The organism is Phyllobacterium sp. OV277 (assembly GCF_900104355.1).
Taxonomy (GTDB): Bacteria; Pseudomonadota; Alphaproteobacteria; order Rhizobiales; family Rhizobiaceae; genus Phyllobacterium.
Genome location: NZ_FNIY01000016.1, coordinates 41,384 through 56,742, shown reverse-complemented (window position 1 = coordinate 56,742; position 15,359 = coordinate 41,384). Strand labels below are relative to the sequence as shown.

Genomic DNA, 15,359 nt, shown 5'->3' with positions numbered 1-15,359 from the left:
TTAAAATGAATGGCTTCGATATCCATCCACTGTTTATGCGTTTCCTGGGTCGCATCACCCTTGATTCCGTCAATCTGCAAGTAAATCGGCATTGTCTAAGCTCCTTGAGTCAGTAGGACTTGCGGGATATACCCTCTCTCTGGAATTGCCCAAGTAGAACACGGGCAACATATTCACCCCCTACCATCCTTTTGTGACGGATGTTCAGGCGGATCCTGCAATAGTTTCACCGGGTCAATGGAAACAAGAAACCCCCCGGCATCATCTGTATCTACATGTACAACTTCCGGATGTAAATTCTCCAGTGTCAATTCCAATATATTGCGAGAAAGTTTTGGAAGCAACTCACGTGATATTGTTGATTCAATCGCTCTCGCACCAGTTTCCACAGCCTTGGAACGCGCAATGAGCGCCTCTGTCGCTTTGTCGGAAATGGAAAGCTCTGCCTTGTAAGAATCACGCAAGCGCTTGCGGACCTTGTTGATCTGCAATTTCGCAATCATGGCGAGAACTTTATCATCCAGAGGCTTATACGGCACGATTGTTACCCGGCCAAGAAATGCCGGCTTGAACTGCCCAAGTAACTCAGGCTGCAACATATCAACCAAAGCTTGGCCTTCCGGCATCGTATCGGGATCAGCGGCAAGAGCTGTCAAAGTATTCGTGCCTGTATTGGCTGTCATCAGGATGGTCGTATTCTTGAAATCGATGTCCCGGCCTTCACCGTCCTTCAACATACCCTTGTCGAAGACCTGATAGAAAATATCCTGAACACCCGGATGTGCCTTGTCGATCTCATCGAGAAGCAAGACACCATACGGCCGTTTGCGCACGGCTTCGGTGAGTATGCCGCCCTCTCCATAACCCACATAGCCGGGCGGCGAGCCAAGAAGAAGTGAAACTTTATGCTCTTCCTTGAACTCCGACATGTTGATGATCGTCAGATTCTGGTCACCGCCATAAAGCATCGTGGCAAGCGCAAGAGCTGTTTCAGTTTTACCAACACCTGACGTTCCGACCATCAGGAAGACACCTGGCGGGCGCCTGTCGTCACCAAGATTGGCGCGCGCTGTGATCATTGCATCCGAAATGAGGGCAATAGCCTGATCCTGCCCGACGACGCGCTCCTGAAGGCGCGCTTCAAGTGTCTGCACGGCTTCAACAAGACTGCGCACAAGGCGGCCCACGGGAATGCCGGTCCAACGGGCAGTCACGGCTGCAACCGTTTCGCGGTCAACCACGCGATGGATCAGCGGTGACTCTCCCTGCAGCAAGCGCAGTTCCTTCTCCAGCAACCCAAGCTTTGGCCTGTTTCCCGGCTCGTCAAAGGCATTTTCGACCTTGTCGGCGACATCAACGAGAGATTTTTCCTGCTCCAGCCGCGTGGTAAAGGCCTTGGCTGTGGCCTCCAATGTCGCAAGCTGGGTCTCAATCTCCACAAGACGTTCACGACCGGTCGTTGTTTCCGGTTCAAGCTCTAACCGCTGTTTCTCAAGATTCAGCAGATCAATCACCCGATTCGCGTCCTCGATCTGGGCTGGCACAGTGGCACGGGAGATAGAGACCGCTGCGGCAGCCGTATCGATCAAACTAACCGCTTTATCAGGCAACTGCCGCCCTTGAATATAACGCATGGACAGCGAAACAGCCGCCCTTATCGCCTCATCGCGGATTTTTACCTGATGGTGCTTTTCAAGCGCAGGTACGAGACTGCGGACCATGCGCACCGCCGTCTCTTCGTCAGGCTCATCAACCTTGACGACCTGAAACCGGCGGGTCAGCGCCGCATCGCGCTCGAAATACTTCTTGTATTCTGCCCATGTTGTTGCAGCGACAGTGCGAAGCTCGCCGCGTGCCAGCGCAGGTTTCAACAGGTTGGCAGCATCGCCCTGCCCTGCCTGACCGCCCGCACCAACCAGACTATGTGCCTCATCGATAAAGAGAATCACAGGAACAGGCGAGGACTTGACCTCTTCGATAACGCCCTTCAACCGGCGCTCAAACTCACCTTTGACACCGGCGCCCGCTTGCAGGAGACCGAGATCAAGCGTCAGCAATCGAATATCACGCAGCATTTCTGGAACGTTGCCAGCGACCACCTCAAGGGCGAATGCCTCAACGATTGCTGTCTTGCCCACACCTGCTTCGCCAACGAGAATGGGATTGTTCTGTCTGCGGCGAACCAGAATATCGATCAACTGGCGCAATTCTGCCTCGCGGCCAACAACCGCATCAATTTCGCCGTTGCGGGCCTGTTCCGTCAGATCAATGGTGAAGGCTGACAGGAACTCTTCGTCTCCACCACGCGCCTGTGCCGTGTCTCCGGACTGGGCTTTTGGTGCCAGCGGCTGCTCTGCGCCGCGCTCTTCCATCTGGCGTTCCAGCTCGCCAAGCCTGATATCTCGGGCCGAGGGCAAGGAATTGATGGTCGTGGCACGCAACGTGCTGTCGGACAGCAATGTGTGGAGAAGATCGAGTATCCCGATGCTCGTACGTCCGCTTTGCAGCGATGCGGCAATCCAGGCCTCCCGAATAACGTCAATAATGCTGGTGGAAATGGCAGGAGCAGCGGTGTTGTCTCGCGGATATCGCCCGAGAGCACGATGAGCCTCGGCTTCCAACGACGCCAGATCGCCTCCGCTACGCTGAACAACCTCGCGAAAACGATCGCTCTTGTCATTCAAGGCAAGCAGCCAATGTTCGATCTCGACATTGGAATGATTATTCCTGACCGCAATAGCAACGGCCTCTTCCAGCCCGACAACCATATCGCCATCGAGCTTTTGAACCAGCCGCCTCAGATCCAGTTTTGGCATGAATTACAACCCTGCTCCCGCTTTCGTCGCATGCACAATAGAAAAATCCACAGCAGGAAATCAATCGCCAAAGCGCGATAACTGGAAATGCCAACCATGAAATAACAATGCCCCACGATATATGACATATCCATATCACTAGTGCATTATTGTTCGCACATCGGCACTATGGGCCTTTGAAACCAGTGGCGATAGCTGTCATATGCCAATGTTCCATTTGACATATTCTTCCCTTAAGGTCCAAAACGACGTTACAGAGTTTGTGTATTTGGGTTTTGCGAATGAATAACTATGAAATTCTCGGCGTGGCGTTCGCAGGAGACAATCCTTGCGGAGTTAACTTAAGAACTGACAGTACACTTGTCTCTGTCTATCAAGCCATCCGGGATGCCCGCTCAACAGCCCGCTCCGAAGACAGGACAATCGAAAATCCCGCTATCATCAGCCAGGATGATGAGCGCAATGTGAGAAACGCTGCACCTTTTGTCCATAAGCCGTCGAGCCAATGGCGCAACGTCCATGACCTCTCTTTCGAAGCCTTATCCCTGCATACGAAAGATATCGAAGTATTCTCGTGGCTTATGGAGGCTGCTGTACGCGTCGAAGGGATCAACGCTGTCGCCGAAATACTTGTTGCATTCGACAGGGTGATCAAAGAGCATTTCAGCCAGATCCATTCGATTGACGATGAAGATATATCGGACAAACTCGCCCCATTGACCGGCCTCAACGGCAGTCAGGATGACGGAACGCTTGTGCGCCCGCTGCGGCTGGTTTCGCTGCTTCCAAACGAGAGTTACGGCAGACTCAGCCTTTGGGCATATGATCAGGCATTCCGCGATCTTTCGGGACCCGATTGGGGTGAATTCCGCGACGCGCTCGAACATGTGGATGTGCATGGCTTCAGCCGCAACAAGAACGATGTGCTGCGCTCGCTCGCAGCTCTGGCCTCGATTGATGAATTTCTGACGCAGGAAAGCGGCAGCAATGTCGGCGCATTTTCCGTTTCCAGGATACAGTCGGTTCTGGACTCTATCAGTGGAGCTTATCACGAGATGGAAAAGTTCATCACGCAAGCGATCCCAAGTACACCCGCGGTTCCAGAGGTCACGAATTCAGCGCAGCCGGTCAAATCCGGCGTACAAGCACAGGCTCCTGTCGCTGTCGGCGTCATTCAAAACCGCGAACAGGCTTTTGATCAGCTCTTGCAGATTGCTTCGTTCTTTCGCACGAGCGAGCCAAATTCAGCTATTCCGCTTGCCCTGGAGACACTCGTTCGCCGAGGACGGATGGACTTTCTGCGCCTTCTGGAGGAACTTATCCCCCAAGATGACCTGCGTCGCGATGTTCTTCTGCGCGCTGGCATAGACGCCAATCAAAGACGAGAAGGAAATTGATTGGTTAAGCTGTCAAAGTATAAGCCGCATCCATTGGTTGAGAAAATAGTTGCTAACTCGAAATGGTTTGCAATAATCCCCCCACTTCTTAAGAAGCACACATAGGCAGGAGGCATCAATTGGCCAGCGTTCACGACAAACTCGAAAGAGTCCGCAAGCCGAGGGTACACATCAAGTACGAAGTTGAAACCGAAGGTGCCGTTGTCGAAAAGGAACTGCCTTTCGTTGTTGGCGTTCTTGGCGATTTCTCGGGCAATCCATCGGAGCCGCTGAAACCATTCGGCGAGCGCAAATTCGTTCAGATCGATCGCGATAATTTTGACGATGTGATGCGCCGCATGACCCCGGGGCTGAATATCCGCGTGGAAAATACCATCGAAGGCACGGGCCGGGAGATGCCGATCTCGCTCAAGTTCGAAAAACTTGACGATTTTGAGCCCGCTTCCATTGTCGATCAGGTGCCCGCGCTCAAATCCTTGCTGGATGCGCGCAACCAGCTGCGCGATCTTCTGACCAAGGCTGACCGTTCGGAAAACCTGGAAGTTCTGCTTGAACGCATTCTGCAGAACCAGGCGGATCTGAAAAAACTTGCTGCAGAGCTCGACGAACGTAAGCCTGACAGCGAAAAAGGGGCGAAATAAATGGCGACCTCCAAGAGCGCACCGCAAGGGACGACAACGACCGTTGTGACGGAGAGCCTGCTTGACGAAGCAATCTCCGCAACCAAGCAGACGTCCGCAGATCGCACGGAGCAATTGCTGCGTACCCTGACGAGCGAAGCTTTGAAGGGTACGGTTTCCTACAACCGCAATCTTTCTGTTACGATCAATAACGCGATCAAAAAGATCGACGAACTGCTGTCAACGCAGGTCGCCGAGATCATGCACAATGAGGCTTTTCGCAAACTTGAGGGCAGCTGGCGTGGCTTGCGCTATCTCGTTTACAACAGCGAAACCAGTGCAAATCTCAAGATCCGCGTATTGAACGCCAGCAAGCGTGATCTGTCCCGTGATCTGTCCAAGGCGGTTGAATTTGATCAGAGCAAGATCTTCAAAACCATCTACGAAAGTGAATTCGGCATTGCCGGTGGTGAGCCGTTTGGCGCTCTCATTGGCGATTATGAGTTTGGCAATTCGTTTGAAGATATCGAAACACTGCAGAATATGAGTTCTGTTGCTGCGGCAGCATTTGCTCCGTTCATTGCGGCAGCTGGCCCGACACTTTTTGGCTTCGACGATTTCACGGAACTGTCCAAGCCACGCGATCTGGAAAAGATTTTCCAGACCAAGGAATATATCAAGTGGCGGTCATTCCGCGAGAGCAGCGATTCCCGCTTCGTCACGTTGACGATGCCGCGTGTTCTCACGCGCATGCCTTACGGCCCGGCAACATTGACCATTGATGAATTCGACTTCAACGAAGCCATCAAATTTGGTGACAATGCTATGGACCACGGCAGCTATTGCTGGTCGAACGCCTCCTATATCCTTGGCTCACGTCTTACCGATGCTTTTGCCAAAAATGGCTGGTGTACAGCTATCCGCGGCGCGGAAAATGGCGGCAAGGTCGAATCCCTGCCAGTTCATGTATTCCAAAGCGATGACGGCGACACGGACACAAAATGCCCGACGGAAATCGGCATCACCGACCGTCGTGACGCTGAACTCGGAAAGCTGGGCTTCCTGCCGCTTTGCCATTACAAGAACACTGATTATGCCGTTTTCTTCGGTGCGCAGACGACCCACAAGCCTGCAAAGTATGATCGTCCGGAAGCCACGGAAAATGCTGCGATTTCGGCTCGCCTGCCTTACATGATGGCGACGTCCCGGTTTGCGCATTATCTGAAGGTGATTGGTCGTGACAAGATCGGCTCCTTCATGGAAGCGGAAGATTGCCAGGCATGGCTCAATCGCTGGATCAACAACTACGTGAATGCGAACGACGATGCCGGCCCGGAAAATCGTGCGGCCTACCCGCTGCGTGACGCCCGTGTTGAGGTCAAGCCCGTTGCCGGCAGCCCCGGTTCTTACGAAGCAATCGCATGGCTTCGTCCATGGCTGCAGATGGAAGAGCTGACAACATCGCTGCGCATGGTCGCGCGTATCCCGAAGGCGCGCAACTAAGCAATATCCCGGCGCACACACATTCGCGCCGGGAACCATGGCATTGAATGAATCGGCCGCCTTGCACAAACGGTGTACAGGCGGTCTTTCTTCCCGCACATTTGGAAGAATTCAGGAGTGATGATTTCGTGATATCCGAGAGTCTGACACCGGATTCAAAACGATATGAGACTCGTCAACCATTTTCGGATGCCGCCGCGCCGGTTGCGACCGCTACACCTGATATTCGCTTTCAGATTGACAGCCTGATTGATGCCATCGATCAAACTTTGACCGCGCAGGTCAACCGGATCATCCACCACCCCGAATTTCAACGATTGGAAGCGCTTTGGCGCAACCTCTACCAATTGATTCAGCAGCCAATCGGTATAAGCCCGGTGCAAATCCGGGTTTTTTCCGCCAAATGGAAAGAACTTGCCCGCGATATTGAACGGGCTGCGGATTTTGATCAAAGCCGTTTGTTCGAACTGATCTATTCGCAGGAATTCGACATGCCGGGCGGCCAGCCTTACGGCCTCCTGATCGGGGATTATACGATTGCCGCAGGTATCAATCCAACAACCGGCACTGACGATATCGCCATTATCGAAGGTATTTCCAGTGTCGCCGCTGCCGCGTTTTCTCCATTCATTTGTGCGGCTGATCCATCGCTTCTCGAAATCGAGAGCTTTGCCGATCTCGACCGCCTGCCTGATCTCTCCTTCCTGCTCAAACCGCAACGATCCGCCCGCTGGAATAGGCTGCGCAACGCATCCGACACGCGATTTCTTGGGCTGACATTGCCCCGGATTTTGGTCCGCCGGCCTTATCGGACCAACGATATTACGCGTAAGGATGGGTTTTTCTTTCGTGAGGAGATTGACCCGAAAGGCAATAATCTGCTCTGGGGCAATTCCTCCTTTGCCTTCGCCTCGTTGGTCCTGAGAGAATATGCCTCCTCGGGCTGGTTCGCGGACCTGCGGGGGGTGCGGGAAGATGAGCTCAATGGCGGTCTGGTGGATTCGCTGCCCTACATTTCGTTCCCCACGGACAAGCATGATTTTGCCGCCCAGCCGCCGATCGAGCAGCGCCTCAATGCCGAGCAGGAGCAGATATTAAGTGAAGCCGGCTTCGTGCCGCTTGCCACCGTACCCTACACGCCGCATCTGGTGTTCAATTCCAATCAGTCCGTCCACAAGGCGGCAAGATATGAATCCGAAATTGCCAATCGCAATGCGCGCATAGCTTCCATGTTGCAATATGTGCTGTGTGCCTGCCGTTTCGCCCATTATCTGAAAATGATCATGCGCGAAAACGTCGGCCAGATTGCAACGTCCAACAGTTTGCGCGACACGCTTGAGAAATGGCTGTTTACCTATTGTATCGGCAACGACGATGCCGACAGTGTCGTCAAGGCGCGGCATCCGCTGCGATCAGCCTCCGTTGAAGTCCGGGAAATACCGGGGCGCCCGGGTGTTTACGGCTGCGTTATGCGGCTACAACCGCATTTTCAGCTCGACGACGTAACAGCAAGTTTCCAGCTTCTCGCCGATATGAACAGCAAATCTGACCAGTCCAGTAAGGGTAAAGCACAATGACGAACGCAACAGGAAGCGTTTCCAATCTCATCGAGTCCGGCGACCTTCAAGGCGCGATAAACGTAGCGCTGTCGATCGCCAAAATACGGCCGACGGATGATGCTGCCCGGCGACTTCTGATCGATCTTCTGATCGTAAGCGGCGACTTTGAACGCGCCGATAAGCAAGCTGACATTCTTTCAAAAACGATTCCTGATTTGGCAATGGGACTGGCCCTTCTGCGCGGCCGGCTGCGCGCATCCGATGCACGCGCCGCCTGGTTTGAAACCGGTGCTGTACCAGCGTTCCCCGATGGGCCAAGCGAACATGATCAGCTGGCAATGAAGAATGCACTGGTTCTCGAAAAAAGCATAACGGGGACAAATGGCGAGGCCACCACCCCCTTTCCGGAAAATGTCATCCATGGCTCGGTCAGGATCGATGGCCGCACTGCAACGTCCTTCCGGGACCTTGATGATCGCATTCCGCATGCCATCGAAATTCTCAACACGAACGGCACCTATATGTGGATCGATTTCAACCGGATCAACCGGATCGAATTTCAGCCGGTTCAGAGCGTGCGCGATCTGACGTGGCGACAGGCCTTGTTGACCCTTCGCGATGACTCTCAGTCCGAAGTCATCATGCCAGCAACGTATTTCTCACGCGATGTCAGCGATGCGATGAAGCTTGGACGGGAAACCGACTGGGTGGAAGCCGGGGGCGGCCTGTTTGCGGGCAAGGGTCAGAAATGCCTGCTTGTCGATGATGATGTCATTGGACTGCTTGATATCATGTCGATCGAATTCATTCCTGAGCCGGCGAACTAGAATATGGCCGTAAGCAGCAGGATATCCTTTGAATCTGTTCTCGATCGGCTTATGGATCACGACCCTGATATGACGGTCGATCAACCTTTGACGCCGCGCGAACAGATCAACCGCGTGCGGGAGAATATCCGCCGGGATATCGAAGCGCTGCTGAATGCCCAGCAATGGCCCCGCAGCATTGAAAAGGAATTCGAAGAGCTTCAGACCAGCCTTCTGCGTTTTGGCACGCCGGGATTCCATGGACTTATGCTGGCAACGACCCAGCAGCGTCTGCATCTTGCCGAAGCGATCAGAAAAGTCATCGTTGCTTTTGATCCGCGATTGGCGCGGGTGCGCGTCGGTCTCGGCAAGAGCCGCGGCGATCAGGATCGGGTTCTCGATTTGCGCATAGAAGCGGAGATGCTGCTTCCTGACGGTGTGGAAGCCATTGTTTTTGACACGTCGCTTGATCCGGCCACGCGGCATTTCCTGATTGGCGGCGCACATCATGGCTAACCGCTTTCTCAATTGGTACAACAGTGAACTTGGTTCCCTGCGCAAACGTGCAGCAAGATTTGCACAGCAACATCCAAAGGTGGCCGGCCGCCTGCGTCTCACACCCGAGGCTGTTGACGATCCGCATGTGGAACGCCTTATTCAAGGCTTTGCCTATACCGCAGCCCGTATCCGGCAGAAGATTGATGATGACTTTCCGGAACTGACCGAAACGCTGCTTGAAGCCCTGTATCCGCATTATCTGGCGCAGCTTCCTTCAATGTCGATTCTGAAATTTGACCCTTCCGCTCAACAGGATGAGTCAATTGTTCTGCCGCGGGCGATGGTCGTCGATTCTGAACCGGTTCGGGGGGATACCTGCCGCTTTTCCACGACACAGGAACTGACGCTGAGCCCCGTCGCAATAACCGATTGCAAGCTTGCGCAACCACCATATGTTGCACCGCCCGTGCAAGATCTGTCTCCCATGTCATGCCTGTCAATCAGCGTAGCGACAACGGGACCGGTGGATAGCGTTGCAAGCCTTGATCTGGACCGGCTGACATTCTTTATCCGGGCGCCTTTTGCGACGGGGGCCGCTCTTTACGAACTGTTGTTCAACCACACCATAGGCATAGCAGTCGGACGACATCGCGAAGACAAAGCAGCCTTGCGCCTACCTCCCAACGCTCTGAAGCCAATCAGCTTTGATTACGACAAACGGATGCTTCCCTATTCCAAACGAAGCTTTCCGGGTTTCCGATTGCTGGCCGAATTCTTTGCCCTGCCTGAGAAATTCCTGTTTTTTGAGCTGAGTGGATTGAAGTCTTTTCTCGGCAGTATACCGGGGAAAGAGTTTCACCTCTTTTTTTACCTCGATACATCGGCAAATACGCTTGTTAATGCGGTGGATTCGACGAGTTTTGATCTGCACTGCACACCCGTGATAAATCTGTTCGAGCAGCGTGCTGAACCAATTTCTGTCAACCATATGCTTGACGAATATGATGTGCTGCCTGACGCCCGCTACAATTCAACCCGCGAGATATACGCCATTGAGCGCGTTGACATTGCTGACCAGAAGGGCCAGCGCAAGGAGGTCCCCCCCTTCTTCGGCCGCAAGAAACAAACCAATGAAAGCCGGGCAGACATATTCTGGCAGTATAAACGCGACATTGGCGAGGACAATAAATCGTTCAAGGCAAAGCTGCGGTTTGTCGATATGAACCTCAACCCGGCTATGCCGGAGGATCATCTCGTCGCCTCCGTCGATACGCTGTGTATCAATCGCGGTTTGCCCGAGCTTCTGCCATTTGGCGGCGGACAACCCTATTTCAAGACGCAGGCAACAATCAGCGAAATCGGCAAGATCAATTGCCTGCTTCCTCCGACGCATACACACCGGTTTGAATCAGAGGGTGAATCCTACTGGAAACTCATATCGCATCTATCCCTCAATCATCTTCCGCTCACCAGCGGTGATCCGGAAATCCTGAAGAGCATGTTGCGGCTCTATGATTTCAGGCATGCCCCTGAAATGCGCTCGATGATCGAGGCGATATCCTCTGTGACCAGCCAGAAGGCAACCGCACGCCTGAAGGACGGGACCATTGCCAGCGGCGTCGACGTGACGATCGAATTCAACGAGGCCCTGATGGATCGCGGTGTCGCCTATCTTTTCGGATCAGTCCTGTCGCACTTTTTCGGGCTCTACGCATCAATCAACACATTTGCACGACTGACGGTGCGGCTCACCGGTCTTGCATTGCCTGTTGTTCGCTTCCCGCCCCGCACAGCCGATGAGGTGCTGTTGTGACAGACGCACAACCGGGATCTCTTCTTGATCGGCTGAAAGCAGATCCACATCTTTTTGACCCAGATGCGGCGCATCTGCTTCTCGAATTGGCGGGCGAGAAAGCCACGTCCACAATCTCGCTGACATCCCACGCAACCCATAATCATGCCGCAACGGCACTTTCGGGGGCTGAAAGCCGGGGCGAAACAGTGAGTATTCATGCAAACTATATCGGACTGGTTGGTCCGGTAGCAGCATTGCCATCGGTCTATACAGACCGGGCTCTTGACGAGAAGCGCCGACGCAGTTCGAGCTATTTCGATTTTCTCGAGGTTTTTGCGGCCGAGCTGCGCGGCATGTTCTTTGCCAGTTCGAGAAAATACCGGCTTTCCAGCCTGATCCAGCTCTTTGGTATCGGTTCGAAAAACAAGGTTACACGAAGCATTTACTCGCTTCTGGGGCTTGCAGCGCCAAAGCTGATCGAAGGGTTAAAGATTGAACCCGAAGTACCGCTATATTTCTCCGGTTTCTTTGCCAATCAGCGGCGAACAGCGGTCAATCTCAGACTTATGCTGTCCGAATTCCTTGGCTACGAAGTTGCCGTTCATCAATTTCAAAAGCGTTGGCTTGCAGTTGACCCCTCGGAGCAAACGCAATTAGGCAGCAACAGCCGGGATAATGCCCTGCTGGGCATCACAGCAATTGCTGGTTCTTCCTATGCGGACCGCAGAAGTGCGATCCGGATTTCCATTGGTCCGTTGCGATACGGCGAATATCTCTCGCTTATGCCAGCCCGGAAGAAGTTTGCCGAATTGACTGAATTGGTGCGCCTGTATTGCGGACCTTCCCTGTCATTCGAAATTCAGCTTATTCTGGCCAAAGAGGATATTCCCGAGGCACGCTTGCAAGACGGATCACCGGTTGGCCGGCTTGGATGGGATTTGTGGGTCAGACAGGCCCCGGCCGCCAAAGACAGCGCAGATGCAGTATTTGATCCTGATAAAACCCTCCAGGCATCAGCCTGATACGGCTCATCCCTGCTGGCGGAAATATTTTACAGTCACAGCAGGCTTTCCGGATTGTTGTTGCAACTTCGCCGCAAGCCCCTTGAACGTATCCTTGCCACCGATCAAGTCGAGCTTCTCATCGGATTGAATCGCAATGAGCATATAGGGAACGGAGGCGTCCTTTTGCGGCGCAGCGAGATTGAGATTGATGACCGTATTATCGCCGCGACGCGTTGTGTTGATTGTATCAACAGTACCGTCTTGGCGCACGAGAAGCACCTGAACGTTTTTCTGCTCGATTCCGCCAAGGGTTGCGGCTAACGGATCAGCAGGCCCCAGAACCTCGTTTTTAAGGACGAAGGCCGCTTTGCCCGCATTGACAGGCACGGCAGCCAGAAATGCCAAGGCATCACATTGTGCATCCGCAATCTGCCGCACATTGATTGTCGGCTCGTAACCAAACTTGCTGATGAAAGCGCGCTCCATCTCGACGAATGGACCAACCCTCTGAGCAAAACCTTCAATATTTATTGTTCGGGGTGCGGTAACTGTGCCGTGGGCAAAGAAGCAGGGGCCACCGGCAAACTGTTTTATCCAGTCCGCCTCCGTCATGGCGCGTTGCGGCTGCGAGCCACCGCTGTCTGGTGGTGGTTCGTCATGCTTTTGCTGCTCACCGGACGCCAAATTTTCTGGCTTTTGCCCCGCTTCAGGAAGCGTGTTAACTGGCTTTTCGTCGCCCGCATTCTTTACATCCGGCTTGGCTTCCACTGTAGCCGTTGGCGGTTTTTCCATCGTGGTTCCAATTGGAGCTTCCGGCTCTTTTACAGGTTTCACCTGATCGGCTTGTGGTTCCGGTTTAGGTTTGACGCTGTTTGGATCGGCATCAAGCTTGAATTCGGATTTGCCTGACGGCGTTGCAGGCTTGCTCGTCTTCTGCGCCGATAAATAGGCTTTGATTTTCTCCTGATAGACAAAGCTGTACCAGCCTGCGCCACCCAAGGCGACCAGCAGGCAAGCAAGAACAACCCATTTACCGGAGGTCCCTTTGGCACCGGACTGGCCGGATGGAGTTTGTCCACGTCCGTCTCTCAACGATGCTGAAATCTGTGAGCGCCGTGAGTAGGTATCTTTTGTTGTTGGAATCATCGGTCGCAACGCGTCGATGATTTCATCCTTCTTGGGTCTGAGCGCGGGGCTTGGCTGCAACATACGTTGAATGATGGACCGCGCCGCCGGGTGGATTGTCGAAAGATCCGGAACCGATTGACGTTTTCTGACCACATCGGCATGGGTACCGCTCATATCGAGCGGGGTGCCACGAAGGGCCGCAGCAAAGACCAGTCCCAGACTGTAGATATCACTCGGCTCGTGTACATCACCGCCGAACAATCCCAACTGCTCGGGCGAAACGTAATTGTACTTTCCGGCAAAGCTCCCGGCCAGAAGCGTGCGGTCTCCACCAATGCCGAGCCTGGCAATACCGAAATCGATGAGTTTGGCGCCCTCGACATTCCCGCCAGACAAAATGATGTTGTCGCAGGAGATATCGCGGTGAATGACGCCGCGTTCATGGGCAACTTTGAGGCCCGATGTGATCCGACTGATCAGCTTCGCAGCTTCAGCCAGGCTCAAGGGCCGATCCCTTATGCGCTCATACAGGGAGGGCCCCTCCACGAGTTCCATCGTGAGATAGGCGGTATTGGAAAGCCGATCAATCGAGAAAACGTGATAGCGAACAATTGCATCATGCCCCAGAGAATTGAGAATAGAGGCTTCCTGCTTGAAGAGCGAAATAACCTGCTCGTCACTGGCAAGGTGTGGCAGAATAACCTTGATGGCGACCTCGTCGAGTGTCTGGATGTTATGGCCTTTATAGACCTCTGACATGCCACCGACTGCGAGAAGTTCTGTCACCTCGTAGATATCATTCAGCCGCGTTCCGGGCTTGATGCTTCCGGATTTTTGACCGGATTCGGTTTGTTCACGCATTATGGCCGACCATCATGGGCTGGGGCTACGCGATAATTGACAACCACCACCGTAACATTGTCGCTCCCTCCCCGCTCGAGCGCACTGTTTATCAGTGAATTGCATGCAGTTTCTGGCTCTTGCGACAGGATGATGTCCTGAATTTCCAACGCGGAGAGATGCGCAGTAAGGCCGTCGCTGCAAAGGATGAATGTATCTCCATCCTTCAATTCACCACTGAGCAAATCAAGATGAGGAAGCTCGTGAACACCTATGGCATGCAGAATGACATTCTTGCGTTTGAAACTGGCAGCCGCCGCTGGATCAAGCGTACCATCGTCGATCATCTGTTGTACTTCCGTATGATCCTTGGAGATCTGGGTCATCCGGTTGCCGCGGTTGAGATAAAGACGGCTGTCACCTGACCATACGACCGAAAAATGCTGGCCCGTAACAAGCAATGCAACCAGCGTCGATCCCATGACACCCAGTCCATGCTCGCGTGCCAGATTGCGGATATCCTGATTGACACTAAAAATGTGATCGTGGAAATCCTGAACTTTTGCCTCGTGGACTGCATGATGCCCGACGCGTCCAGCCGCTTGCACGATCATTGACGCCGCGACATCGCCGTGGGAGTGGCCACCCATGCCGTCGGCAACAAGCCATACCCCGTTTAGTGGCTTTGAAAGAAAGCGATCTTCATTGACCGGCCGCACGCGACCCGTATGGGACATCGCATGGGAATCAAACCACCCGGCTGAATCCTTTGCTTTGGTCTTGTTGCGCGTTGGAATGGTCATGTCTCTCGCTTGATAGCAGGTCATGGGTTAAAGGGCATTCTACCAATAATTTCTTCTAGGGCCGGTCAGTCAGAAACAATGTCCAGTTATCAGATGATTGGGTATCAACTTCCTTGAATACGCCTCGCAAATGATTGCGCTGCCAGCAAGCGTCTTTACCGGTAATCTGAAACTTTTTCGTATCAACACACAGAGTAACGGCGCCGTCCAGAATGGGCCTGCCCTGAACATCAATGGCATGAACATAGATATAGCGGTTTGAAAGTTTTGACTTTATGACATCAGCACAGCGATTGGCGGCTATGGCCCACCAGCCTTCTGTCCGCATATCCCCGCCCACCTGCTCGCCGATTGCAACATTGGCAACGTCGGCAGTCTGGTTGCACACGGTGAAAGCCGCTTGCGCAGCTCTGGGGGCTGCGAGTAACAATGGGGCAGTCAAAAATACAACAAACCAACTCGTCATTCCGAGATTGAAACGATGTATTCCTTTGCTCTTGCCGCAACCACCGTATCGAATTTGGTCTATCATCAAAAAAGATCCGCATCCAAATCGCTATACTCTTGGTATCCAACACTTTATTTGAATA

The 15,359-nt window shown here is 53.4% G+C and carries 13 protein-coding genes; 8 read left to right on the top strand and 5 right to left on the bottom strand.

What is annotated here, in order from left to right; all coding sequences use genetic code 11:
* Nucleotides 1-92: type VI secretion system tube protein Hcp (locus tag BLU05_RS25140; protein WP_175540726.1), on the bottom strand; the 92-nt coding region annotated here is incomplete at its 3' end.
* An 81-nt stretch (nucleotides 93-173) separates the two neighbouring features.
* On the bottom strand, nucleotides 174-2,816 hold the full coding sequence (gene tssH, locus BLU05_RS25135) for a type VI secretion system ATPase TssH (RefSeq protein WP_091886560.1): 2,643 nt from the start codon (nucleotides 2,814-2,816) through the stop codon (nucleotides 174-176).
* Nucleotides 2,817-3,097: 281 nt separating this feature from the next.
* On the opposite strand from tssH, the gene BLU05_RS25130 reads away from it, so the two are divergent.
* From BLU05_RS25130 to tssG, 8 genes are all read left to right on the top strand, one after another.
* Nucleotides 3,098-4,213, top strand: coding sequence for a type VI secretion system protein TssA (locus BLU05_RS25130; RefSeq protein WP_091886557.1), 1,116 nt, complete (start codon nucleotides 3,098-3,100; stop codon nucleotides 4,211-4,213).
* A gap of 119 nt (nucleotides 4,214-4,332) precedes the next feature.
* Entirely contained in the window at nucleotides 4,333-4,854 is a 522-nt protein-coding gene (tssB, locus tag BLU05_RS25125) for a type VI secretion system contractile sheath small subunit (protein WP_091886554.1), read from the top strand.
* Complete coding sequence (gene tssC / locus BLU05_RS25120; protein ID WP_091886552.1) at nucleotides 4,855-6,336, top strand: type VI secretion system contractile sheath large subunit; 1,482 nt, start codon at nucleotides 4,855-4,857, stop codon at nucleotides 6,334-6,336.
* Between the two features lie 128 nt (nucleotides 6,337-6,464).
* The gene (gene tssC / locus BLU05_RS25115; RefSeq protein ID WP_091886573.1) at nucleotides 6,465-7,913 is read left to right on the top strand and encodes a type VI secretion system contractile sheath large subunit; all 1,449 of its coding nucleotides are present in this window, start codon (nucleotides 6,465-6,467) and stop codon (nucleotides 7,911-7,913) included.
* Entirely contained in the window at nucleotides 7,910-8,722 is an 813-nt protein-coding gene (locus BLU05_RS25110) for a type VI secretion system accessory protein TagJ (protein ID WP_091886549.1), read from the top strand. Before tssC (BLU05_RS25115) ends, BLU05_RS25110 begins: the two co-directional genes overlap by 4 nt.
* Before the next feature lie 3 nt (nucleotides 8,723-8,725).
* On the top strand, nucleotides 8,726-9,217 hold the full coding sequence (gene tssE / locus BLU05_RS25105; RefSeq protein WP_091886546.1) for a type VI secretion system baseplate subunit TssE: 492 nt from the start codon (nucleotides 8,726-8,728) through the stop codon (nucleotides 9,215-9,217).
* Nucleotides 9,210-11,012, top strand: a complete 1,803-nt coding sequence (gene tssF / locus BLU05_RS25100; RefSeq protein ID WP_091886543.1) for a type VI secretion system baseplate subunit TssF — start codon at nucleotides 9,210-9,212, stop codon at nucleotides 11,010-11,012. The genes tssE and tssF overlap by 8 nt, the downstream gene beginning before the upstream one ends.
* The gene (gene tssG, locus BLU05_RS25095) at nucleotides 11,009-12,016 is read left to right on the top strand and encodes a type VI secretion system baseplate subunit TssG (RefSeq protein ID WP_091886540.1); all 1,008 of its coding nucleotides are present in this window, start codon (nucleotides 11,009-11,011) and stop codon (nucleotides 12,014-12,016) included. The genes tssF and tssG overlap by 4 nt, the downstream gene beginning before the upstream one ends.
* A gap of 6 nt (nucleotides 12,017-12,022) precedes the next feature.
* Here the strand turns inward: tssG and BLU05_RS25090 are convergent, their stop codons facing one another.
* From BLU05_RS25090 to BLU05_RS25080, 3 genes are read right to left on the bottom strand one after another with little or no spacing between them, the layout of a single operon-like run.
* On the bottom strand, nucleotides 12,023-13,987 hold the full coding sequence (locus tag BLU05_RS25090) for a serine/threonine-protein kinase (RefSeq protein ID WP_091886537.1): 1,965 nt from the start codon (nucleotides 13,985-13,987) through the stop codon (nucleotides 12,023-12,025).
* Nucleotides 13,987-14,769 carry a PP2C family protein-serine/threonine phosphatase gene (locus BLU05_RS25085; protein ID WP_175540753.1) on the bottom strand — a complete coding sequence of 261 codons (783 nt, stop codon included), beginning with the start codon at nucleotides 14,767-14,769 and terminating at the stop codon, nucleotides 13,987-13,989. The genes BLU05_RS25090 and BLU05_RS25085 overlap by 1 nt, the downstream gene beginning before the upstream one ends.
* A 55-nt stretch (nucleotides 14,770-14,824) precedes the next feature.
* Nucleotides 14,825-15,235: a DUF1036 domain-containing protein gene (locus BLU05_RS25080; protein WP_091886532.1), complete on the bottom strand. Its 411-nt coding sequence runs from the start codon at nucleotides 15,233-15,235 to the stop codon at nucleotides 14,825-14,827.
* Nucleotides 15,236-15,359 lie beyond the last annotated feature (124 nt).

Coding starts and splice junctions, on each gene's coding strand:
- tssH (WP_091886560.1), bottom strand. CDS start 2,816: ATGCCAAAACTGGATCTGAGGCGGCTGGTTCAAAAGCTCGATGGCGAT.
- BLU05_RS25085 (WP_175540753.1), bottom strand. CDS start 14,769: ATGACCATTCCAACGCGCAACAAGACCAAAGCAAAGGATTCAGCCGGG.
- tssC (WP_091886552.1), top strand. CDS start 4,855: ATGGCGACCTCCAAGAGCGCACCGCAAGGGACGACAACGACCGTTGTG.
- tssF (WP_091886543.1), top strand. CDS start 9,210: ATGGCTAACCGCTTTCTCAATTGGTACAACAGTGAACTTGGTTCCCTG.
- BLU05_RS25130 (WP_091886557.1), top strand. CDS start 3,098: ATGAATAACTATGAAATTCTCGGCGTGGCGTTCGCAGGAGACAATCCT.
- BLU05_RS25080 (WP_091886532.1), bottom strand. CDS start 15,235: ATGACGAGTTGGTTTGTTGTATTTTTGACTGCCCCATTGTTACTCGCA.
- BLU05_RS25090 (WP_091886537.1), bottom strand. CDS start 13,987: ATGCGTGAACAAACCGAATCCGGTCAAAAATCCGGAAGCATCAAGCCC.
- BLU05_RS25110 (WP_091886549.1), top strand. CDS start 7,910: ATGACGAACGCAACAGGAAGCGTTTCCAATCTCATCGAGTCCGGCGAC.
- tssE (WP_091886546.1), top strand. CDS start 8,726: ATGGCCGTAAGCAGCAGGATATCCTTTGAATCTGTTCTCGATCGGCTT.